The following is a 23176-nucleotide window of genomic DNA, read 5'->3' on the forward strand; positions in this document are numbered from 1 at the left end:
CATGGGATCTCTTAGCATCTGGCATTGGATCATAATTCTGGCAATTGTCCTCATCCTGTTCGGTCGCGGTAAAATTCCCGAGCTGATGTCCGATATCGGCAGGGGTATCCGGGAGTTTCGCAACGGCGTGAAGGATGACTAGACGATCGAGTGAAACAAGGCATGCTACGGACTATCGGTGCGATGAGGCACTCAGACGAGTGCGTCGCAATAGTGGGGTCTTTCAATACCTTGGAGCTCCGCGAGTGACTAAGCGCAGAAACGTTTTCAATTGAAGCAACCCGGGAAAAGCGTTGATGCGCTAATTTGCGGTGAACTGTCGGCTTGATGGTTTCCTGCGATGATTTCAATTTTCAGTTTGAGCCCCATGCGCGGCGTACCGTCTGATCAGGATCCGGCTTGACAGGCTCGATACCCAAAGCGATGTTGTCCTTATGAGCAAGAACGTCTTCGATATTCTCTACCGTATGTGTCCCCTGGACGGACATTAGCCCGTACCCGGTTGCCGTCGCGCCCCGGGTCACGGGGCAAGACAGTTTTTCGTTTTTTTGCGCGACTCCACGAGCAATTTTTATAGAGCGAGAGGCTTATTAAAGTCCTCGTGTCGGGAGAACGCGTGTGAACAGCGAAACCATCTCTGCTGGCAAGCCAAACATCATCGTACGAGGCTCTGACTATGGGCGGCTTACCGCCTTGGCACAGGCATCCATGGATAAAGATCTCGCTTTAGGCGAGGAGTTGATGGGTGAATTGGAGAGGGCCGCGGTGGTTGTCGATGATGCGGCAGCTTTGCAAACCGTACAGATGGGCTCCACGGTGACGTACACGACCGAAACCGGTCACATGCGCACAGTCACCCTCGTTTACCCTGGCGAAGCAAACATCGAGACCAGCCGGATATCGATAATGACACCTATAGGAGTGGCACTGCTTGGCCTTTCCGAAAATCAGTCCATAAATTGGATCGCTCGGGATGGACTTGTACATTCGCTAACGATCACGAAAGTCGTGGCAACATAGGTAGCCGCCTAGAGGAAGTCGTTCTTTAAGCCAGACCAAGCTGCGCAGGCAATTGTCGATTAGGCCGCCAGTTCCTCATCGTATTTTCAGGTTCATATTGTCAGAACATTCCAGCTTCACCGCCCAGATCTCCACCAGGTCTGAGGCGTCCGATCGGTTGACGATCCAGTTCCCGGCCGCCGCGTGGGCTGCTTTGCCGTTTTCCGGTGATGTGGACACGGCAACTCAGTCTCTCGATCGCTTTGCCCTTCACCCACACTTAGCGGCGAGCCGATGTCCCATGCGCGGGGTAGCCCTATTCCATCATACCCGCCTATTTCTAAAAGCATAAAGGAGGAGTCGTATGGCGACTGTAGATGAAAAACTGGAACCCATCCTGGCTCAGGTCTTGCAACGTAATCCAGCCGAACCGGAGTTCCACCAGGCCGTCCGTGAGGTTCTAGAAAGCCTCGGATCTGTCGTTTCGAAACATCCCGGCTATCTCGCGGATGCACTGATCGAACGACTGTGCGAACCGGAGCGACAGATTATATTTCGCGTGCCTTGGGTTGATGATGTGGGCCAAGTGCGTATCAATCGCGGCTTTCGCGTCCAGTTCAATTCCGCCCTGGGACCGTACAAGGGCGGACTTCGGTTCCACCCCTCCGTTAATCTCGGCATAATCAAATTCCTTGGCTTCGAACAGACGTTCAAGAACGCATTGACAGGTCTTCCGATCGGCGGCGGGAAAGGAGGATCCGACTTCGATCCCAAGGGGCGTTCGGACGGTGAGATTATGCGTTTTTGTCAGTCTTTTATGACCGAGCTGCATCGCCACCTTGGAGAGCACACGGATGTACCTGCCGGAGACATCGGCGTCAGCGGGAGGGAGATCGGCTGGATGTTCGGCCAATACAAGCGGCTGACCAACAGGTTTGAGGCCGGTGTCTTTACCGGCAAGGGGCTCAGCTATGGCGGTTCTCTTGTGAGAAGGGAAGCTACCGGTTACGGGGCCGTATATTTCACCAGGGCAATGCTTGAAAGCAAAGGCACTGATTTCGACGGCAAGCGCGTGACGATATCAGGCTCCGGTAATGTGGCGATATATGCCATGGAGCAAGCCATTGCATACGGGGCAAAGGTTGTCGCTTGCTCCGACAGTAGTGGATACATCTTTGATGAGGACGGCATCGATCTCGCACTGGTAAAGGCTATCAAGGAAGTTCGTCGCGAACGGCTCTCGGAATATGTTCGCATAAAGACGAAGGGCGCGCACTTCATTGCCGCAGACAAGGGGTCTATCTGGGATGTACCTTGCGAGGTCGCGCTACCCTGCGCCACGCAGAACGAGCTTTCCGGACGCGACGCGAAGACCCTGATAGCAAATGGAGTTGTCGCCGTGGCGGAAGGGGCGAACATGCCATCAACGCCCGAGGCCGTTCGTGCGTTTCAGCAAGCAGATGTATTGTTCGGCCCGGGGAAAGCGGCGAATGCCGGTGGGGTGGCAACTTCGGCTCTGGAGATGCAACAGAATGCCAGCCGTGACAGTTGGAGTTTTGAAACTGCGCGCGATCGACTGGGTCAAATCATGCAAGGCATTCACGACCGTTGCGCCGAGACCGCTGAGGAATATGGTGCCAAGGGTAACTACGTGCTGGGAGCGAACATCGCCGGTTTCACGCGCGTGGCAGAGGCTATGCGTGCGCAGGGCGTGATCTAGCACCCGGACAGCTTCCGAATTGTAACGACCTCGGGCGCAGCCCGGGGTCTTATTCCGTTCGCTGGTGAAATTGGCGGGTCACGGAATCTATTCCGCTCAAGTTGCAGCCGAACCTATTTTGTCTTGTCCGAAAGCTGCAGATGACGTGTCAATTCTCTGGCGGTTCAACTTCCAATTCGAGCCACAGCGCTCGCAGCGTCAGCAAATTGATTGCGACATAGAATTGACCTGGCATTGTCCTGCCAAAAAAATCGACGGACCATGCTTCTTCGTATCATAAAATGTTGAGACCTACTGGTCTCACAACATAATTTCACCCATCCCATCCAGAGATGCCGGTTTTGACTGAGAGGCATTTCCTTTTTCATGTTGCAATGCGGCATTTTTGCCTTTGACCCGGACTTGCTGTGGGTGTATCTAAATATGGGATCATAATCTCAATATTTGAGATAATATCTTTCGATATGTTGCTTCCACCGCTTTTGCCGGCGCGAAGCCTTGAGAATTTTGACAGCCGAACCGCGGGAGGGGTTTTCGATGCTGATCGTGACTTTGGATACGGGCACCACAAATACACGTGTTGTTGCATGGCGAAATGGCTTGCCTGTTGCAGAGGCCGGGCGGCCCGTCGGCGTGCGTGACACCGCCATCACCGGCAGCACAGACAAATTGAAGGCCGCCGTTGGCGAAGCACTCTCGGAGGCGCTTGCCGGGGCGAATGTCGCGCCGGGCGAGGAGAGCCTTTATCTCGGTTCCGGGATGATCACCTCCAATAACGGGTTGCGCGAAATCCCCCATCTGCCGGCACCCGCCGGCAAGGCCGAACTGGCCGCCGGCATGCAGTCGGTCGAGCTTCCAGGCGTTGCCGATTATCCGATCTGGCTTATCCCCGGCATCAAGAACCGTGCAGGCGCAATTTCCTTAGATGACTGCGATGACATGGACATCATGCGCGGGGAGGAAACCGAAGCCATCGGCGTGCTGCACACGCTTGGCCTTGCCGAGCCAGCCGTGCTGATTCTTCCCGGTTCGCATTCCAAAATCGTCGGGATCGATGAGCAGGGACGGATCACCGGGTCGATCACGACCATTTCCGGGGAACTGCTCGACGTCATCAGCCGCCATACGCTGATTGCCGGATCCGTCGATCACCGCTTCGCCGATACGATCAATTCGGAAGCCTTGCTCAAAGGCGCCGAACTTGGAGAGCGGCTTGGCGTGGGCCGGTCCGCTTTCTTGGTGCGGCTTCTCGATCTCTTCGGCGATCTGGACCGTGATGGCCGGGCGAGTTTTCTGCTCGGCGCGGTTCTTGCCAGCGATATCAGCGCACTCAAGAGCAGCCACTCGCTGAAAGTGGCTCCCGAAAGCCGCATCATCGTTGCCGGCAAGGGCGGCTTGCGCGACGCACTGATGACGCTGCTTGCCGCCGATCCGTATTTCACCGGCCCGATCGAGGCCGTGCCGGACGGCATACATTCGATTTCCGCTCTGGGCGCCATGGAGATTGCGCGCATTCGCGGACTGATCTGACGAATTCGGAAGAAGTAAAGGGAAGAGAAAATGTCTATTCAACAAGCTGCGGGGGCGGCCAAGAAGGTCGGCAATCGCAGGTGGATCATCGTCGCGATCCTTCTTTTGGGGGGGATGGTCAACTTCATTGACCGCACGGCGCTGTCCGTTGCTGCGCCGGAAATGATGAAGGAGCTTGAGCTCACCAACTCCGATATCGGTCTGCTCGGCACGATATTCTCGCTGATCTACGCCCTGTTCCAGCTTCCTGCGGGCTGGCTGATCGACAAGTTCGGCGCCAAGCGCGTCTATACCGGGGCTGTCATCCTGTGGAGCGGTGCGACGGCGCTGACCGGCGCCTGCTCCTCCAAGGCGGGACTTATTGCTGCGCGCGGCGTTCTCGGCATTACCGAGGCTCCGTGCTGGCCGAGTGCGGCCAAGATCACTGCCGCATGGTTCCCCAAGAAGGAGCGTGCACTGGCAACCGGCATCTGGGACGCCGCCTCCAAATGGGGACCGGCCCTCGCGCCGCCGCTCCTGGTCTTTTTGATGGTCAGCTTCGGCTGGCGTGAGCTTTTCTATATTGCAGGCGGTTTCGGCATTCTGTTCGGCCTGCTTTTGATCGTTGTCTACCACCAGCCTGAAAAGACCACCTGGTTGTCGAAAGACGAACTCGATTACATCAAGGCTGATGGCGGTGGATCCGCAGACGCCATGGGCGAGGGCAAGAACCCCATTCGCTGGCGCGATCTTTTCCGTTATCGCACCGTCTGGGGCATGATCCTCGGCTGGTTCTGCTACATCTGGATGTTTAACATCCTGACCTATTTCGTGCCGCTTTATCTCCTGAAGACGCAGAATCTCGACATGAAGACGATGGGCTTCATGGCTTCGATCCCCTTCTTCGGCGGCATCGTCGGCGCCTTCGTCGGCGGTTACATTTCCAAATGGCTCGTCGACAAGAATATCGCTTCGCCGCTGAATGCGAAGCGTGGCGTCATCGCCGTTTCGGCACTGGCAGGCGGCTTCGCGCTGATGATCGCGCCGTTCTTCACCAGCCTCGGCGGCACCCTGATACTGCTGACCATCGGCATGGCCATGCTGTCTTCGCTGTCGGCCAATGGCTGGGCTTTGCCTGGTGACGTCGCCCCGAACTCGATGGTCGGTTCGGTCGGTAGCATCCAGAATTTCGGCGGTTACTTCGCCGGTTCGCTGTCGCCGCTGGTCACCGGCATGATCGCCGATGCCACCGGCTCCTATGCACTGGCCTTCATCAGCGGCGGTTTCATCGCTGCCTGCTCGGCCATTTGCTACTGGTTCATCGTCCGCAAGCCGATCGCGGCAGAGGCCTGACCAACATTATCCAGAAAGGTTGATCCAATGCTGAAACAAGAGGTTATCGCCACCATTCGGGAAAGCGGCATTATTGCCATCGCCCGCGGGCTTTCTCCCGCAGACGTGGTGCCGACAGCCGAAGCGCTGCTGAAGGGTGGCGTCAAGGTATTCGAGATCACCTGCAACAGCCCTTCGGTCTATGAGGGCATCCGGGCGCTGAAATCGGCGCTCGGCAATGACATGCGGATTGGCGCCGGTACCGTCGTCAATCCCGTTTCCGCGACACTGGCACTCGATGCCGGCGCTGACTTCGCTCTCGCGCCGAATTTTGAGCCGGACGTCATCGCCGCCGTCCATGAACGGCAGCGGTTGATGATCCCCTCGGTTACGACACCGACCGAAGTCGTAAAAGCCTATCGGCTGGGTTGCGATCTGCTGAAACTTTTTCCGGCTGGCAGTCTCGGCCCGGGCTACATCAAGGATCTAAGAGGGCCGTTTGCGGAAGCGGCTCTCATCCCGGTCGGCGGTGTCGGCCTGGACAATCTGGAGGCTTTTGCTCGCGCCGGCGCATTTGCTGCAGGTGTCGGCAGCAATCTCATCCGCCGCGACCTGATCGCGGCCGGAAACTGGCAGGAACTGACAGCCGAGGCGCGCCGCTTCGTCGCTGCCTTTGCAGCCGGACGGACCAGCGCGTAATCGCGCCGGTTGCCGATCGCGCCGTCACGAAACGGTAAATACTGGAGTTAAGATCATGACGTTCGACAAAACCGAAGCAAAGGTAGTCAAGGCGGCCTTTCTTCCCCCGGCGCTTGCCAAGCGCCTGGACGAAACCTGCACGCTTGCAGACTGGGACCTGCTGAACGAAACTGAGCGCAAGGCCGCGGCCGAAGACGCCCGCGTCCTTGCCGTAAACGGTGAATCGATCGTCACTGCCGAGTTCATCGCGCAGTTTCCCAAGCTGGAACTGATCGCCGATTTCGGCGTCGGTTACGACGGTATCGACGTGGCAGCCGCCCATGCGCGCGGCATCGCCGTCAGCAATACACCGGGCGTTTTGACCGACGATGTGGCGGACATGGCGATGGGGCTGCTTCTGGCGACATCGAGACAGATCGTCGAGGCGCAACGCTTCATCGAGCGGGGCGACTGGGCAAAGGGCGGCTTCACCTGGACCAAAAAAGTATCGGGTGGCAAGCTCGGTATTGCCGGCATGGGCCGTATCGGTCAGGCCATTGCACGCCGTGCCGCCGGTTTCGAGATGGAAATCAGCTATACGGACCGGCAGGCCATTCCCGGCTTGCCGTACACCTTCGTCGGCGATCTTGCGACGCTGGCTGCCGAGGTGGATTTCCTGATCATGTGCGTCAACGGCGGCGAGAAGACGCGCGCCCTGGTCGATGCGGAAATCCTGAAGGCACTTGGCCCGGAAGGTATCCTGATAAATATCGCCCGAGGCACGGTGATCGACGAGACCGCTTTGATCGCGGCCCTCGATGCCGGGATCATCGCCGGTGCGGGGCTCGACGTGTTCGAATGCGAACCGGATGTCCCATCCGCGCTGCATGGCCGGCCAAACGTGGTCGTGACGCCTCACATGGCAAGCGCTACTCACGCAACGCGCAAGGCGATGGGCGATCTCGTTTTCGAGAATATTGCGGCCCATTTTTCTGGCCAGCCGTTAAAGAATCCGGTCAATCCTTACTGACAGGTTATGGTTTCGGCCGGGCATGTTCGGCCGAAACCCACCATTGACGGGTTCCTGTCATCCGCGCATGGACAGGGGGCCGGAAGAAATCTCCGCCGGTGCCTCGCCGAGTGCCTGTGATATCGATTGCGCGGTGGCGGCCACAACCGGCCCCAGATCCAGCATCCTTTCTTCGGACATATGAAAGCTGGCGCTTGCGATACTAACAGCCGCAATCACCTCGCCATTCACATCGCGTATTGGCGCACCCACGCAGCGGATGCCGATCTCGTTCTCCTCGAACTCCATGACCCAGCCACGCTGGCGATAATCACGCATGGCGGCGAGATAGTCCGACCAGGCGGGCAGGGGAGGACGTTCGCCGGTGGTTCGCTCTCGTAGCAGGACCGCCTCGTCATAGACCTCCTGCCACCGCTCTTCCGTCATGCCGAGCATCAAGGCACGCCCGACGCCGGTCGACGCCAACGGCATGCGTTGGCCGATCCGGGATCGCATTTCCAGTCCACGCTGCCCCGACAACTTGTCGAGATAGAGCACATGCGGACCCTCGATCTGGCCAAGGTGGATGGTATCCCCGCAGAAATCGGCAAGTTTTTCGAGAAATGGCCGCGCCAGCTGGGTCAAAGGTCGCTGCTCGCGGGCCCGGGTGCCGAGATAGATGAGTTTGTAGCCGAGCGTATACCCCTGATAGGGAACATGATGCAGGTAGCCTTCGGCCACGAGATTGCTCAGCACCCTATGGGTGGTGCTGCGCGGCATGCCGAGTCTCTCAGACAGTCGCTTCACATCGCAAATGCCCTGCGCGACATGTTCCAGCAGGTTCAGTCCTCGAAGCAAGGTCTGCGTTCCTGTGGGCGGCTTGCCGCCGGCCGGAGGAGTTTTTTCTTCAACGCGCGAGGGGCGATGCTGGGTGGGCTGGCGCGTCAAAAACACTCTCCAATTTGATAGGCTGACACCAGCTACCATGTTCATCAGACCGAAGCCAAGGAATGACGACCATGACAGTCTGGCAGTTAAAGGTAGTGTAGCACAACGTTCTTTGGCGACTAATATGGGGCCAATTGGCGCATTGTAGGCCGGATAGATGTGCCCTCAACGGGTCGCAACCCGGTCTCTTGACGCTCTGCGTCTTTGAAGTCTCCAGCCTCGTTCTTGCCTAATTGCCCTCTCGTGTTGTTTGGCGCGCTTGGGTTAGCTCCGCGTAACCAAAGAGGTGAAGCTATTCGCCCGCCACCTTCCTCGGATCAGGATTCGGGTCAGTGGTTTCGATCCTTTCAAGAGCGAATGACCGGGAGAAATCGTTTCGCGTGGGCTAATGCAGTAATAATACTCCAAGGTTAGGTCACTGCAGGCCAGTGGTTGAGGGGATGTTGTCGACTGGCTTTTACTCAACATGGTTCGAAGTGATTGAAAAACCGCTTTCACCGCGCTGGTGATCACGGAATCTCCGCGCCAGATTAGGCCGAATAGATCGCGGCGGGCGATCACAGTGACTGGGAGCGCTGCAAGAATTTCCATTTTCTCGTAGAGGCCGATAAACGAAGGAGGCAGGAGAGTGATCGTATCGGCCCGCGCCAAAGGCGAGAGCGTCAATCTCGTTGACGATGTTTCCATCATCATTGTGGAAAATGCGTTCCCTGAAGGGAATGCGGTGCTTCTGGATCGAGGCACAAGAGAAACTATTTCGACTTTGGAACTTCGTCGTCAGTCCGATTAAGTCCTTCACATGAATCAGAGATTGGAACCGGACATGAGCGACATCGACAGGAACCGCGCGGCCAGGCTGATGGATGAGGCCGGTATCGATGCGCTCGTCCTTTTCCAGCCGGAATCTTTTCGTTATGCGGTCGGTGCGCCGGCAGGCGTAGCGACGATGTGGGGCAGGGCCGGGGGCGCCATCGCACTGGTGCCAGCGCAGTCGGATGCAACTCTTGCAGCCATCGTCAGCGATCATGCGGCGGCGACGGTGCGCAGCAAGGCATCCGATGTCGAGGTGCGAACCCATCGTATCTGGATCGACATGCTCGACGTGACAGGCGCCAAGACTGTGCAGGAGATCGGTGAAGCTTATCGACGTTCGGGAACCGGTGGGCCGCGCCCGGAAACCTTCGATCGGTCCGCGGTTTTCGATCTTCTGAAAGATCTTCTTCACGAGCGCGGCCTGGCAGGGGCACGCCTTGGTGTCGATCTCGAATTTATGCCAGCCGCGGATTTTGACGCTTTGAAGCACAGATTGCCGCAAGTCGATTGGCTGGATGGCTCCACCGTCCTACGGCGAATGCGCGCGGTGAAAACGCCGGTCGAGATAGAACGGTTGCGTCGAGCGTCTCACGCGGCCGAGGCAGGGTTGGAAGCTATGGCGCAGACGATCCGGCCGGGTGTGGCCTTGCCGGCGCTATCGGCCACATGGAAGGCCGGTGCGCAGGCCGCCGCCGCCAAGGGCGGCTTCTCCCTCAGCGGGCATTGGGATTACATCTCTGTCGGCGCTGATCTTTCCGACATGGCGGCCGTCGTGGCGTCGGGCGATCTCATCAAGGCGGATGTCGGCACGCTCGTGGACGGTTATTCTTCGGACGGCGCAAGAACCTATACATTTGGTCGTCCGTCCGGGCTCGCATTGGATGTCTTCAAGGCGCTCGAGACGGCATTTCACGCTGGACTGGAACAGATCCGGCCCGGTAATTCCTTCGGATCGGTCCATGCTGCCATGCTTCAATCGATGCGCAAGGATGGCTTTTCAGAATATTATCGCGGCCATTTCGGTCACGCTGTCGGCGGCAGTGTCGGCATCGAGGAATGGCCGTTCTTCTCCGCAAATAATCAGGAGATCATCGAGCCGAACATGGTTGTGGCCCTGGAAGCGCCTTTCTATGGTCAGGGGCTTGGCGCTTTGATGATCGAGGACCAGTTTCTGGTAACCGGTTCAGGGGCCGAGTGCATGAATTGCTTGCCTCGCGCCTTGGTCGATGTGAGCAATCACTAGATCAGTCGGCCGCGGAAAAACCGGTGGGTCAAAAGTCTGCAGCGTGCCGGTTGTGTGTGTCAGCGCATGCCGGCGACGTATCTCCGCCTGATCGACAACTTGCAAAACCCCTACACATACCGATGGTTCGACTTCGCTCAAGATCGAGGCCGGCCCAGCTATTCTGATGAATATCAGATCTTCCGCCGCGGGATCGTTGTCGAATAGATGTTGAGTGGCTGGAGGTATCGGTCTGCATTCGTGAGCGCCTCGACCGAAGGCGATCGGTCTCGATTGGCCAAGAGCCCGCACAACACTTGCGAAATCGCCAGCGCAGGTGCCAAAGTGTGAAAGAAAGTCTGGCTTCCCGTCGACACGAATGCCGTCTTATCCGCGATGGAGACAAGTGGCGAAACCTCGCTGTCAGTGATCGCAACGATCGTGGTCAAGCTTGTCAGTACACATGGCGCAGGCGATGAATTCATCGGCGTTCTGGCGGCGGAACTGTTGTGGGGGCGTGGGATCGAGGCAGCGCTCGGTAAGGCAAACTAGGCCGCCGCAGCTCTGGTAAGCTCGGAACGCTGACGGGTTATTTTCTCCAGACGCATTCACATCAGATCCGTGCCGTATCAGCGGCACGGATTTTTATGTCTGATTTCAGATATAGCCGTTGTGAACATCTGAAATAAGATAAATAAATTTCTGGAATTTCTTCCCCCAAGGCATAACGAGCCATCAACAACAAACGCGTTGATGGCGAACATCCGATATCGATAGAGAATGGATGGGCGACGTCAGCGGCAAGGAGATCGACATGAAAATCCTGATGGTTCTCACCTCCCACGACCAACTCGGCAACACGGGCAAGAAGACCGGTTTCTGGCTGGAAGAGTTTGCCGCTCCCTATTATGCCTTCGTGGAAGCGGGTGCCGAGATTGTCGTGGCTTCGCCAAAAGGCGGCCAGCCGCCGCTCGATCCCAAGAGCGACGAGCCGGATTTCCAGACGGACGAAACCCGTCGCTTCAATCGGGATGCCGCTGCCCAGGCCGTTCTGGCCAATACAGTCAGGCTCTCGACCGTTTCGCCGAGAGATTTCGATGCCGTGTTTTATCCGGGTGGCCATGGCCCGCTCTGGGATCTCGCTGAGGACAAGACGTCGATTGCGCTGATCGAGGCAATGTATGCCGACGGCAAGCCCGTCGCCTTCGTTTGCCACGCACCGGGCGTTCTGAAGAACGTGAAGGCACCTGGTGGCAGGTCGATTGTTGCCGATAGGAAGGTGACCGGCTTCGCCAACACGGAAGAAGAAGCCGTACAGCTTACCAATATCGTACCTTTTCTCGTTGAGGACATGCTGAAGGGAAACGGCGGGATCTATTCGAAGACCGGTGACTGGCAGTCTCATGTCGTGACGGACGGCAATCTCATCACCGGTCAAAATCCGGGTTCATCGACAGCCACCGCGGGCGTACTCGTTGCGGCTCTCGCCGCGGCCAGGCAGGCTTGAGCCTGCCTTCTGGCTCGCAGCGACGATAAAAAATCCCATATCAGCAATGGTCCGCAGGCCTTGCCGCCTGCGGACCATAAATTGCCTGCCATGCTCTTCTATAGAAGGCCGCAGGCGGAATGGTTTCGATACTGAAGGAGAATTATTTCATGAAGGCTGCGCTTTATCATGAGGCCGGCGGTCCGGATACGTTGCATTACGAAGATGTTGCAGACCCTGTTCCCGCAGACGATGAATTGCTGATCCGTGTCGAAGCCATCAGCATCGAAGGCGGCGATCTCGTTGGCCGTCGTGACTTGGCGCCGGGCAAGAACGAGATTCCCGGATATTCCGCAGCCGGTGAGATCGTCGGGATGGGCAAGGATGTCGAAGGCTTTTCCCTCGGCCAGAAAGTCACGACCTTCCATTGGAAGGGCTCGCATGCACAGTTGCGTGCGGCGCCCGCCCGCAACAGTTTTCTGATCCCGGATGGTCTCGACATCGGTATTGCCTCGACCATTCCAGTCGGCCCCGGCACTGCCGCCTGGGCGCTGCATCTGGCGAAGCTGGCACCCGGACAGACGGTGCTGGTTCTCGGTGCGGCCGGAGGCGTCGGCCTTGCCACTGTGCAACTTGCTGCCAAGCTCGGCGCTCGTGTGATCGGCACCGGCACCCGGCCTGAATCGCTTGAGAGGATACGGGAATACGGACTGAACGATGGTATCGTCGTCGGTGAAAGACCGGCCAGCGAACAGATCCGCGCGCTACTGGGCGGCAACAAGGTCGATGTCATCATCGACACGATCGGTGGTGACGCTCTTGTCGATGCCCTGGACGTTTTGAAAGACGGTGGCAATGCCGTGCTGATCGGCGTGTTCGGCGGCCGTGCAACAAAGATTGATGCGGGACGTCTGCTGAAGCACCGCCATACCGTGATCGGTTGCCTTCTTGGTCCGGAAATGGGTGATGAGGTGCCGCGCCGTCTCATTTCCGAACTTTTCGAAATGGCGAAGCAGGGCGATCTGCGTGTGCCGATCGATGCGCGTTTTCCGTTGTCGGAAGCCGCTTCGGCGCATCGCAGAGCGGAAGAACGCGGCCGCATCGGCCGGGTGCTCATGGTGCCCTGAGCAGGCCTGATTGACGCCGTTGTGGCCGCCGCCTTTCCGGTCGCGGCCACAACGGCGTTTTCGAAGGTTGAGGGTCAGGGGATGAACCGTTCCCTACGCAGTTTCGCGAACAGATCGTAAAAGGCGTCATCCGTTGGCTGATATTCGAGAAAACCCCGCCGGCGGCTTTTCGACATGTCCGTCACCACTTCGATCGGCCGCCCGAGATCGGCATCCGTGTGCCAAGGTGAAGCCAACCGGGTGAGATCATGTTCGACAAGACCGTGGCGCTCGGCGATATCCTTCCACACCGGAGCGTCATTCGCCATGATGCCTTCAAGCGGCGTGACGCTGCCATCGAATTCGGCAGCATCAATGCCGAACCAGTCGGCAATCCGCTTCCACATCCATTTCCAGCGAAAAACATCGCCGTTGACGATGTTGAAATCTTCGTTGGCGGCCTCAGCCGCCGTTGCGGCCCAGAAGAGATGGCGGGCGAGCAGGTCGGCACTTGTCATGTCGGTAAGGCTGTTCCACTGGGCGTTGACACCGGGGAAACGGAACGGTCGGCCGGTTTCCTTGCAGATGCTGGCATAGACGGCGAGTGTCGTGCCCATGTTCATCGCATTGCCGATGGTCTTGCCGATAATCGTGTGCGGCCGGTGGATGCTCCAGTTAAAACCGTCCCGTTTGGCGGCGGCAAATACTTCGTCCTCCTGGGCATAATAGAAATTGTCGATATCCAGCCGGCCCTGCTCCTCTCTGAACGGTGTCTGCGGCAGGCTGCCCTTACCATAGGCTTCGAAGGGTCCGAGATAGTGTTTCAGGCCGGTTACCAATGCGACATGGCGGACGGATTTGTGCGGCTGGAGTGCGTCGAGCAGATTGCGCACCATTGCGGCGTTGACGCGAATGTTTTCCGCTTCCGTCGGCTGGCGAAGCCAGCTTGAGAAAAAGACGTGGGTGGGGGGATGCCGGCCAGCGCCGAGGAGAGGGAAGTAGGATCGAGAAGGTCCGCCGCGACGGCGATCACGCCAGCCCGTGCCTGGGGTTTACGCGCAAGAGCGGAGACCTTCCACCCCTTGGCCACCAGCTGATCTACTGTCGCTGCTCCAGCTATTCCGGTTGCTCCGACCACGAGTGCGTGATTGGTCATGATTGGTCTCCTGTTGATCTGGGAGCCATCTAGTGCGAATAGCGAAGCGGCGCCAGAAGGCACCCGGACGGGACATAGGCACCCTAAGGTAACCACACGAATGGAAGTCGGCCATGCAGCCAGGATCTCCTGACCACGAATGGCGCGAGGATTGCGGGCCGCGCCGCGTACTCGAGCTTTTTTCGAGCAAATGGACCAGCATGATCCTGCATGTGCTGGAAACCCGGCTTGGAGGATGCGCGCGGACGGGCGTTTTGCAACGCAGCCTGCCCGGCATTTCGAAGAAAATGCTCACTCAGACACTTCGCGATATGGAGGCTGCCAGGCTGATCGATCGCCGCGTCTTCGGCACTGTGCCGCCTGCTGTCGAATATAGCTTGACGCCATTGGGCCGGCGCTTCGTGGAGCCGATCACATTGCTCTATGATTGGGCGAGAACGAATGCGGATGCACTTGACGAGATGGTCGGAAAATCGCGATAGCGGCCGCCGGTCAGCCAGAGACCGCGATCAGCAAAAGGAAAGAGAACAGGCGATGCCGCAGACGCGTTCGACTCACGAGCTTATTGCAAAACAGGCCGGAGTCAGCATCGCCACGGTCGACCGTGTTCTCAACCAGCGCGGCAGCGTGACGGAGGAAAAAAGCCGCCGCGTCGTTGAGGCAGCCATCGCGCTTGGCTTCGGCAAGAAGCTGCCGGAACTTTGGCATGCCCATAAACGCATCGAGCTGATTTTGCCGAAGAACGCCACCCCGTTCTGGGCCTCGCTCGAAACGGCCTTCCTCAAACACGCGGCATCGCTGCCCCGACATTTCATTCTGCAGCGGACGCATCTGAAGGAAAACGATCCGGAAGTCTGGAAAAAGGCGATCCTGCAACCCGCCGCGCCCCGATCCGCACTGATCATTGCAGCCGACGGCGGCGCCGAAATGGCGCCCATCCTTTCGCAGGTCATGGCGCGCGGCGAAACGGTGGTGACGCTGACAACGGAAGTGCCGGGGCTTCAAGGGCATAGCCATTCCGGCATCGACAATATGGCGGTCGGGCGCACTGCCGGTCGCCTGATGCGCGGACTTTTGCGCAAGAAAGGCGTTCTCGCCGTTCTGCCACCACACGAACGCCGCGTCGAGCACAGCCAGCGCATCGCCGGCTTTCGCGAGATCGTGGGGGCCGATTACGAGGTGCAGGTGCATCCGACCAACGACCTGTCGCACCGGCTTTCCAGCCTTGTTACCCGGCTTCTCGATCAGGAAGGCGTCATCGGCATCTATGACACCGGGCAGAACTCGATCGAAATCGGTGAGACGTTGAAACGCAGGCCCGATCGGCCGATCTGGATCGCCCATGAGAAAAGTGAGGTTCATCAGAAATATCTGAGAGAAGACGTGCTGGATTTTGTTCTGGACCAGGATCCGGAGGCACAGGCTGCGCGCGCTCTTTTTGAAGTTATTTCGCGCGATCAGGTAGAGGGGGGCGTCTCGCTCGTCCAGAGACGCCCGGAACTGCGGATATATTGTCGCGAGAATCTGTAAGCGCTGCCACGGACAAAGCGTTGCGGCAAGTCGGCAATTTGATGGAAACCCGTCAAGGTCATTCTTGCGAAAACGCATTTCTAAGTATTAGTCACTTGGTCGCGAGAGACAAACTGTCGCACGCACCGAAATGAACCTCGCCCATTCAGGCAAGCCAAAAATCAGCGCCATTCAACGGAAGCCTTGCGGCTGTCGCATGCCTGCTTTTGCCCTGAAGGAAGCAGAACGAGATATGAGATGACTGAGAACTTGGATCGCAAGGGCCTGATCAGCAGGCGTAGACTGATCGGCCTTTCCGTTGGCGGCGTACTGGTGGCATCTTTGGGCTGTCTTCCCACCCTGGCGGTTGCCCAGGAGGCAATGGATCAGGCCGGGTTTCAGGCCCTGTCGCAGCGATTGACCGGCCGCGCGATTCTCGACAAGGTGATTTCCGACCGTGCTTTCGCGGCTCTCACCGCAGAAGATACTGGCTTTCCCGCGGCCGCTATGCGCCTGACTGCGGCGCTCGATCAGGCGGGCCTGGTGGATATGCGTGAGTTCAAGCAATTCGCGGCAGCGAATCCCGAACTTGCACCGACTGCCATAAAAATCATCTCGGCCTGGTATCTCGGCTATACGGGAACCCCTGAGGGCGAAGCCAATCACGATGACGCCCGCTTCGTCGCCTTCGCCGGCGCGCTGATGTACCAGCCGACCAAGGACGTCACCATTGTCCCGACCTATGCGCGGGGCCACACCAACTACTGGGTCGATCCTCCGGCAACGCTCGCGACCGACTAATCCCATCTCCCCCACACGACCCGTCGAAAGGCTGTCCTCGTCCGAGGACCGGCCACAGCAGGATATTGTCATGGCTACTGAATTTGACGCCGATGTTATCGTCATCGGCTCCGGCGCTATCGGCTCCAATGCCGCGCATCTGCTTGCCCAGCGCGGCAAGTCGGTGATCATTCTGGAAACCGGCGAGTGGATCCCGCGCTGGAAAATCGTCGAAAACTTCCGCTCCTCGCCGCGAAAGAACAATCTGAACGATCCCTATCCGACCTTCCCCTGGGCGATGTCCTCGTTCGACCCCGATTACATCGAGAATACCGGCAACTTCCATTACGTTCCTTACCAGCTTTCGCTTGTCGGCGGCACGACATGGCACTGGGCGGCGGCGACCTGGCGTTTTCTGCCGAACGACATGAAGATGAAGTCGCTCTATGGCGTCAGCAATGACTGGCCGATGGAATATTCCGACCTCGAACCGTGGTACGATCTGGCCGAATATAATCTCGGCGTCGCCGGCAGCGATACCGATGACCAGTCCGGCCATGCCGGCGCGGCGCATCCCCCGCGTTCCAAGCCCTATCCGGTGACCGCCGAAGGCGAGACCTATTACTTCCAGCGCCTGAAGGATCGTATCGGCAGGGAAGGCTACAACTTCATCCACGAGCCGAACGGGCGCACGAACAAGCCCTATGACGGTCGTCCGGCCTGTTCCGGCAACAATAACTGCATGCCCGTCTGTCCGATTGGTGCAATGTATTCGGGCGATGTCCATGCCCGCCACGCGCAGAATGCCGGCGCCAAGATCATCACCGATGCCACGGCCTACAATCTCGAAAAGGGGGAGGGCGGCAAGATCGTCGCCGTTCACTACCGGTCGTCCAAGGGTGCCGATGTGCGCCTGACGGCAAAGGCTTTCATCGTTGCCGCGAACGGGATCGAAACCCCGAAACTTCTGCTGTTCTCGGATGTGGCCAACTCCAACGATCTGGTCGGCCGTCACCTGATGGACCATTCCGGAATCAGCCTCATCTTCACCGCCGACGAACCTCTGTGGCCCGGCCGTGGCCAGGTGCAGCAGGGCGCCATCTTCAAGTGGCGCGATGGTGACTGGCGCGGCCAGCATTCTGCGATCAAGCATGCACCGCATAACAACGTTCCCAACCGCGATGTCGCGGAAATGCTGATCAAGCAGGGCGTTGTCGGCCCGGAACTGGACGAGCAGATCCGCCATCTCTCGGCCCGCTGGGTGGTGATCGAAAGCATGTTCGAAACGCTGCCGCGTGCCACCAACCGCGTCACGCTGTCGACGACCAAGAAGGATGCGCTCGGCATCCCGACGCTGTCGTTCAACTACGACCTCGACGGTGACGAATATGTCGAGAAGGCCCGTGATCTGTGCATGGACGACTATGGCAATTTCGTTCGCGCCATGGGCGGCAAGGTGATCAACGACAAGACCGGCTGGCAGAACCACGCCCACGTCATGGGCACGGTGATGATGGGCGACGATGCCAAGACCTCGGTCACCAACCATGAAGGCCGGACCTGGGATCACGACAACCTCTTCCTCGCAACGACTGGCTTGCTGCCGTCCTCGAGCGTTCTCAATCCGACGCTTGCCGGCATCGCGCTCGGTCTGCGCACGGCCGACATCATCGCGAAGGAGGTCTGATATGCGCAAGACGGTATTTGCTTTTTCCGCCCTCGCGTTCTCCACGGTTGCGGCATCTTCGGTGCTTGCGCAGGATGCGGCCACCAGCGCGCTGATCGAACGCGGCCGTTCTGTGGCCATCGCCTCGGACTGCATGGCCTGCCATCGCACTCCGGAAGGAGAGGGCAAGCCTTTCGCCGGTGGCTACACGATCTCTTCGCCGCTTGGACCGATCGTTGCGCCCAACATCACGCCCTCGAAGGAATTCGGAATCGGCAACTGGTCGGAAGCGCAGTTCGAAGCGGCCATGCGCGATGGCGTTGCGCCGCGGGGACATCTCTATCCGGCCATGCCCTATACCGCATACCGGGCGATGAGCGATGACGACCTGCATGCATTGTTCGTCTATCTGCAGAAGGACGTGAAGCCGGTCGACGAGGCGCCGAAGGCGCAGACGGACCTGCCTTTCCCGTTCAATATCCGCCTGTCCATGGCCGGCTGGAACCTGTTCTTCAATCGCGCCACGCCGTTCGACAATGCTCTGGCCGCGCCGGCTGGCACGGAGCGCGGCAAATATCTTGTCGATGGCCCGGCCCATTGCGGCGCCTGCCATACGCCCCGCAACACCTTGATGGCTGAAGACGCTTCTCAATATCTCGGCGGCGGCGATGTCGGCGGCTGGCACGCACCGAACATTACCTCCGACCCGGTCAGCGGCATTGGCGGCTGGAGCGATGCGGAACTGGTGACATATCTGAAAAATGGCAATGCCGTCGGCAAGTCGCAGGCCGCAGGCCCGATGGCCGAGGCTGTCGAACACAGTTTCCGCCACATGCCGGATAACGATTTGCAGGCGATCGCCAACTATCTGAAGACCGTTCCCGCCATTCGCAGCGAAGCCCAGACCGCGCCGGCCTACGAACACAGCAAGGCAAAGTCTGCCGGGATTGGTAAACTCGACTACGGTATCGACCGCAGCCCCGCGGCGATGGTCAACGGAACGTCTGTCGATGGCGAGGAACTCTATGTCAGCGCCTGTGCAACCTGCCACCAGCTGAACGGTGCAGGAACGCAGGACCAGTTCTATCCCTCGCTGACCAGCAACCGGGCAACCGGCGGCATGACGCCGAACAATCTGGTCATGGCGGTCGTGGAAGGTGTTCATCGCAAGACGAACGACTTCACCGTGCAGATGCCGGCATTCAAGGACGAATTGTCGAACGCCCAGATCGCTGCCGTGTCCAACTATGTGCTGCAACGGTTTGGCAATGCTTCGCTCAGCGTCAGCGAGGCGGATGTCGTGGAGCTGAAAAACGGCGGCGAGGTGCCTCTTCTGGTAAAGGCGACGCCGTGGCTGATGCTGGGTGGTACAGTTCTTGCCGCTTTCGTTCTTGTGCTGGCCGCTGTCTTCTTCTGGCGTCGCGGCAAGAGAAATACCTTGCAGCACGCATGATGCGGAATACCGGCCTGTTTCGGGGAGCAGAAATGCTCATGAGACAGGCCGGCGATCCTCAAACGATTGAAAGCCCCTGACGTTTGGTCGTCAGGGGCTTCTTGTTTAGGTGCGGGGCGACGTGTTGGCGCCGACAGAGTTTTCTTCCTTCGCCGGAAGGCGGGCGCCGGCGATTTTCAAGGCTGCGACATCGCAATTGATTTCGCGCAGTTCGTCTGCGGAGAAGACAACCGAGGCGGCGGCAATATTCTGCTGCATATGCGCGATCTTGGTCGTACCTGGGATCGGTCCGATCCATGGCTTTTGCGCCAGCAGCCATGCAAGCGCGATCTGAGAGGGAGCGACCTCTTTTCTCTGCGCCCATTTGCTAACGACTGCGTAAAGCGCGGTACGGGATACGACCTTTCGTCTCCCATCAAGAGCAGAGATTATGACGATCCGTGAAACTCTAGCTCTCTGATGGCTGTCATCAACTGCAGATGCAACTCGATCGAACTACGGGTCGCGGCTCTTTTTGTTCGCGCGACGAGTCCGACCATGCCTAAGCTCGGCAGCTGTTCGTCCTGATAGCGGACCACGCCGTCGGGAGCACCGAGCGCCACGCGACAGGTTATCCCAAGACCCGCCCCAACGGCGGACCACAATCCGGTGACACCTGTTGCTGCCATGGTGATCCGCAGGGGTGCGTTCATTTTTTCCAAGAGGGTGATACCAAGATCCCGGAAGAGGCAAGGCGATTGGAGCACCACGATTGGCAGTGCGCGCAATGGATCCGGTGAGAACGATCTCGAGGCCATCCATTCGATCGGGAAGGTCGCCACCGGATCCACAGTGTTGGCATCATCGGGTCGGCACCAATGCAGCGCAACGTCAGCTTCTCCGATGTCAACGCTTTCGATGATTTCGCTGTTTCGAAGGACTTGAGCCTCGATCAAAACATCTGGATGACTGAGTGAGAAGGCGGAAATCTGCTGCGGCAACCATGTTTCGGCGATATCCGCCGGCACTACCAAGCGGATCGTCTCCTGATTCAAGCTTTGTCTCATGGCTCGAATACCTTCGTCATTGGCCGAGACTATGCGTTCTGCAAAGGGCAACAATCGCAAGGCCTGCTCCGTCGGCGCCAAACCCCGTCCTACCTTCTGAAAAAGTTTTACGCCAACTTGCTGCTCCAAGCGCTGAAGTTGCAGGGTAACGGTCGACGGGCTCTTGTCCCGTCGTTTTGCGGCGCTTGAAAGGCTCCTGCGGTGAACGCTTTCGATGAAAGTTCGCAAAACATCGATATCAAAATTGTTAGTCATGCCGCTCAACTTGGAAGCCCGATCCGTTTGGAAGACGGATCATAGCGCATCGAATAATTTTATAAATGCAAAATGTTTTTCACGTATCGTTTGATATTTGAAAACTTTGTGCGTGCCCGCCTCGCAATAGTCTATAAGCTTGATCGACATTAGGTTGGCCCCACCGCACTGCGGTCAAAAGGGATATTGTCGATGTGTAGATCCTTCTCGGAAGACAGAATGCTTCATCCACCCGGGCTTTTAACGCGAGGTTTTTTTGCTTGGGGCGACTGAAGCAACGAAAGCGTCACAACTGAACCAAAGCCGCCGCCAGTAAAACGTTCGGGCGTTTCGGCTGGCGAACCAAAACCCAGAAACAGCGATCGCATCTTTTGAGCCGCGGCCAGCGCGCTGGCGGCTGGGCGAGTGCGCGCATACTAGGGACAGAATTTTGAAGCTCTATTATTCTCCCACTTCGCCGTTTGCACGCAAGGTGCTAGCCGTCTCGATCGTAACAGGCCTTCGCGACAGGATTGATCTCGTCGAAGCGTCTCCTCATCCGATCGATCGCGATGTTTCGATCGTGGGAAGTAACCCGCTCGCAAAAGTTCCGACGCTCGTTACTTCGGATGGGCAGGCTATTTTCGACAGCCGTGTGATCGCAGAATACCTCGATGCAAAGAGCGTCGCGGCGCGCGTTATCCCGCAAGACGATGAACTTCGCTGGAAAGCGCTGACGCTCCAGGCACTAGGTGATGGAATTCTAGATGCTGCGCTACTGATCCGCTACGAGTTGACGGCGCGTCCGGAGGGCTTTCGCTGGCCGCTCTGGCAGGAGCGCCAGTTCGACAAGATCCTCTCGGCGCTGGACGCGCTTGAAAGCGGACATTCGTTCACTGAACAAACCGTCGATATCGGGACGATAACGCTCGGCTCCGCGCTCGGGTATCTCGACCTGCGTTTTCCCGACTTCATTTGGCGAGACGGCCGGCCGAACCTGAACACCTGGTTCACGACCTACTCTCGAAACGACTTCCTGTTGCGAACCGCCGCACCGGCGCCGAAAGCAGCCTGAACACACTACGCAGGCGCTGTCCAAGATGGACCCGTCGCCTGAGCCCAAACAACATGCGGCTCGTTTGATCGTTCCGCGCCTTCCCGAATGGAGATTTTGGTAAATGGCATCAAAAAGGCAGATCAAGCTGGGACTCGTACCGACGGGCGCAGGTGGTCCCGGGAATCACAATCGGTGGCTTGATAAGGACATACCGCTCGATTCCAGCGTCAATATCGACTGGTATATCGACGTAGCCCGGCAGGCCGAGGAGGCGAAGTTCGACCTCATCTTTATCGTCGACAGCCAGTTCATAACCGAAAATTCTCCGCCGCATTACCTGAACCGGCTCGAACCGCTGACACTGCTATCCGGAATTGCCACGCGGACCACGCATATCGGTCTGGTCGGCACCCTGACGACATCTTACAACGAGCCATACAACGTCGCGCGGCGCCTCGCATCCCTCGACCTCATCAGCCGCGGCCGGGCAGGGTGGAACGTGGTCACCAGCGGCGATGCAGGCACTGCCGGCAACTACGGACGCGATGAACACTACGACTACGACACGCGCTACGGGCGTGCGCTGGAACATGTCGAAGTGTCGCGCGGACTGTGGAAGTCCTATCGCGATGGCGCTTTCGTTCGAAACCGCGAAACAGCCGAATTTCTCGACAAATCCAAGCTTCACCCTCTCAATCACGTTGGCGAACACTTCCGCGTTGTAGGGCCGCTGAACATCGAACGCTCCCCGCAAGGCGAGCCGGTCATCTTCCAAGCCGGCAATTCGGAGCAGGGACGCGATCTCGGCGCCAGGATCGGTGAGGGGATTTTCTCTCACGCAGCGAGCCTTGAGGAAGGCCAGGACTTCTACAAAGATATTAAGGATCGGGCGAAAGCCTACGGTCGCGCAGCGGGAGACATCGTCATTCTGCCGAGCACGGATATCGTTGTTGGCGATACAGATGCCGATGCGCGCGAACTCGAGCGAGCCTATCATTTTGCGGATCACAGCTTCGACCAGGCGCTTGCCGAATTCGGTCGCGCTTTTGGATGGCACGACTTCCGTCAGTACGACCTCGACGCACCCTTCCCGGCGGAAGCGCTCGAATATGCGCGCAGTAGCTTCTTTACTGGTGCGAAGCGCATAACTGATCTGGCCGTCGAACGCGGCTTCTCGCTTCGCCAGACCATAGAGCACATCAGGCAGCCGAAGAATGGGCCTTTCGTCGGATCGCCCGAGACCGTCGCCAACGAATTAATCCGCTGGTTCGACGCTTATGCGCTTGACGGATTTAATGTGCGTCTCAGCCATCCCGCAAACTTCACGCGCTTCGCGAAAGAAGTCGTGCCCATCCTTCAGGACAAGGGATACTTCCGCCGGGAATACGAAGACACGACCCTGCGCGGCAATCTCGGACTGAAGAAAGTGCCCAATCCCTGATCGAGCCTGACT

The 23176-nt window shown here is 58.3% G+C and carries 20 protein-coding genes and 3 pseudogenes; 19 read left to right on the forward strand and 4 right to left on the reverse strand.

From position 1 onward, the window contains the following. Position 1: 1 nt before the first annotated feature. The 7 genes and pseudogenes from HNQ72_RS27585 to HNQ72_RS27615 all read left to right on the forward strand — a co-directional run. A pseudogene (locus HNQ72_RS27585) lies at positions 2 to 139 on the forward strand (twin-arginine translocase TatA/TatE family subunit); the annotation flags it as partial. A 479-nt stretch (positions 140 to 618) separates the two neighbouring features. After that, a complete protein-coding gene (gene rnk, locus HNQ72_RS27590) occupies positions 619 to 1020 on the forward strand; it encodes a nucleoside diphosphate kinase regulator (RefSeq protein ID WP_183997409.1) in 402 nt (133 codons plus the stop codon). Between the two features lie 343 nt (positions 1021 to 1363). Then, positions 1364 to 2719, forward strand: coding sequence for an NADP-specific glutamate dehydrogenase (gdhA, locus tag HNQ72_RS27595; RefSeq protein WP_183997411.1), 1356 nt, complete (start codon positions 1364 to 1366; stop codon positions 2717 to 2719). 537 nt (positions 2720 to 3256) lie between these two features. Beyond that, positions 3257 to 4249, forward strand: a complete 993-nt coding sequence (locus HNQ72_RS27600; RefSeq protein ID WP_183997413.1) for a 2-dehydro-3-deoxygalactonokinase — start codon at positions 3257 to 3259, stop codon at positions 4247 to 4249. Between the two features lie 30 nt (positions 4250 to 4279). Further along, positions 4280 to 5581 carry an MFS transporter gene (locus HNQ72_RS27605; protein WP_183997415.1) on the forward strand — a complete coding sequence of 434 codons (1302 nt, stop codon included), beginning with the start codon at positions 4280 to 4282 and terminating at the stop codon, positions 5579 to 5581. 27 nt (positions 5582 to 5608) lie between these two features. Next, on the forward strand, positions 5609 to 6259 hold the full coding sequence (locus HNQ72_RS27610; RefSeq protein WP_183997417.1) for a bifunctional 4-hydroxy-2-oxoglutarate aldolase/2-dehydro-3-deoxy-phosphogluconate aldolase: 651 nt from the start codon (positions 5609 to 5611) through the stop codon (positions 6257 to 6259). A 55-nt stretch (positions 6260 to 6314) separates the two neighbouring features. Next, positions 6315 to 7268 (forward strand): 2-hydroxyacid dehydrogenase, encoded by a 954-nt coding sequence (locus tag HNQ72_RS27615; protein WP_183997419.1) that lies wholly within the window; start codon positions 6315 to 6317, stop codon positions 7266 to 7268. Between the two features lie 57 nt (positions 7269 to 7325). Here HNQ72_RS27615 and HNQ72_RS27620 read toward each other — a convergent pair whose 3' ends face one another. Next, on the reverse strand, positions 7326 to 8195 hold the full coding sequence (locus HNQ72_RS27620; RefSeq protein ID WP_210319737.1) for an IclR family transcriptional regulator: 870 nt from the start codon (positions 8193 to 8195) through the stop codon (positions 7326 to 7328). A gap of 628 nt (positions 8196 to 8823) precedes the next feature. On the opposite strand from HNQ72_RS27620, the gene HNQ72_RS27625 reads away from it, so the two are divergent. The 5 genes and pseudogenes from HNQ72_RS27625 to HNQ72_RS27645 all read left to right on the forward strand — a co-directional run bounded on the left by HNQ72_RS27625 (position 8824) and on the right by HNQ72_RS27645 (position 12843). After that, entirely contained in the window at positions 8824 to 8985 is a 162-nt protein-coding gene (locus HNQ72_RS27625) for a hypothetical protein (protein ID WP_183997421.1), read from the forward strand. Between the two features lie 33 nt (positions 8986 to 9018). Further along, the gene (locus tag HNQ72_RS27630) at positions 9019 to 10251 is read left to right on the forward strand and encodes a M24 family metallopeptidase (RefSeq protein ID WP_183997423.1); all 1233 of its coding nucleotides are present in this window, start codon (positions 9019 to 9021) and stop codon (positions 10249 to 10251) included. A 408-nt stretch (positions 10252 to 10659) separates the two neighbouring features. Next, a pseudogene (locus tag HNQ72_RS27635) lies at positions 10660 to 10782 on the forward strand (PfkB family carbohydrate kinase); the annotation flags it as partial. 262 nt (positions 10783 to 11044) lie between these two features. Further along, positions 11045 to 11737: a type 1 glutamine amidotransferase domain-containing protein gene (locus tag HNQ72_RS27640; RefSeq protein WP_183997478.1), complete on the forward strand. Its 693-nt coding sequence runs from the start codon at positions 11045 to 11047 to the stop codon at positions 11735 to 11737. Between the two features lie 149 nt (positions 11738 to 11886). Continuing rightward, positions 11887 to 12843 carry a quinone oxidoreductase family protein gene (locus HNQ72_RS27645; RefSeq protein ID WP_183997427.1) on the forward strand — a complete coding sequence of 319 codons (957 nt, stop codon included), beginning with the start codon at positions 11887 to 11889 and terminating at the stop codon, positions 12841 to 12843. 74 nt (positions 12844 to 12917) lie between these two features. Here HNQ72_RS27645 and HNQ72_RS27650 read toward each other — a convergent pair. Beyond that, positions 12918 to 13978, reverse strand: a pseudogene (locus tag HNQ72_RS27650) (SDR family oxidoreductase). A gap of 113 nt (positions 13979 to 14091) precedes the next feature. Between HNQ72_RS27650 and HNQ72_RS27655 the strand changes: the two are divergent. From HNQ72_RS27655 to HNQ72_RS27675, 5 genes are all read left to right on the forward strand, one after another. Further along, on the forward strand, positions 14092 to 14460 hold the full coding sequence (locus HNQ72_RS27655; RefSeq protein WP_183997429.1) for a winged helix-turn-helix transcriptional regulator: 369 nt from the start codon (positions 14092 to 14094) through the stop codon (positions 14458 to 14460). 52 nt (positions 14461 to 14512) lie between these two features. Further along, positions 14513 to 15508, forward strand: coding sequence for a LacI family DNA-binding transcriptional regulator (locus HNQ72_RS27660; protein ID WP_183997431.1), 996 nt, complete (start codon positions 14513 to 14515; stop codon positions 15506 to 15508). A gap of 237 nt (positions 15509 to 15745) precedes the next feature. Further along, entirely contained in the window at positions 15746 to 16288 is a 543-nt protein-coding gene (locus HNQ72_RS27665; protein ID WP_183997433.1) for a sorbitol dehydrogenase family protein, read from the forward strand. Between the two features lie 70 nt (positions 16289 to 16358). Continuing rightward, positions 16359 to 17954, forward strand: coding sequence for a GMC family oxidoreductase (locus tag HNQ72_RS27670; RefSeq protein WP_183997435.1), 1596 nt, complete (start codon positions 16359 to 16361; stop codon positions 17952 to 17954). Between the two features lies 1 nt (position 17955). Continuing rightward, complete coding sequence (locus tag HNQ72_RS27675) at positions 17956 to 19386, forward strand: c-type cytochrome (RefSeq protein WP_183997437.1); 1431 nt, start codon at positions 17956 to 17958, stop codon at positions 19384 to 19386. 105 nt (positions 19387 to 19491) lie between these two features. Here HNQ72_RS27675 and HNQ72_RS31030 read toward each other — a convergent pair whose 3' ends face one another. Then, entirely contained in the window at positions 19492 to 19824 is a 333-nt protein-coding gene (locus HNQ72_RS31030; protein ID WP_183997480.1) for an aldo/keto reductase, read from the reverse strand. Beyond that, entirely contained in the window at positions 19815 to 20687 is an 873-nt protein-coding gene (locus HNQ72_RS27685) for a LysR substrate-binding domain-containing protein (protein WP_244654613.1), read from the reverse strand. The genes HNQ72_RS31030 and HNQ72_RS27685 overlap by 10 nt, the downstream gene beginning before the upstream one ends. 430 nt (positions 20688 to 21117) lie before the next feature. On the opposite strand from HNQ72_RS27685, the gene HNQ72_RS27690 reads away from it, so the two are divergent. Continuing rightward, positions 21118 to 21741: a glutathione S-transferase N-terminal domain-containing protein gene (locus HNQ72_RS27690; RefSeq protein ID WP_183997441.1), complete on the forward strand. Its 624-nt coding sequence runs from the start codon at positions 21118 to 21120 to the stop codon at positions 21739 to 21741. A 103-nt stretch (positions 21742 to 21844) separates the two neighbouring features. Further along, positions 21845 to 23164: an NtaA/DmoA family FMN-dependent monooxygenase gene (locus tag HNQ72_RS27695; protein ID WP_183997443.1), complete on the forward strand. Its 1320-nt coding sequence runs from the start codon at positions 21845 to 21847 to the stop codon at positions 23162 to 23164. The last annotated feature ends 12 nt before the right edge of the window (positions 23165 to 23176 follow it).

This window comes from Aliirhizobium wenxiniae, from assembly GCF_014201355.1.
GTDB lineage: Bacteria > Pseudomonadota > Alphaproteobacteria > Rhizobiales > Rhizobiaceae > Neorhizobium > Neorhizobium wenxiniae.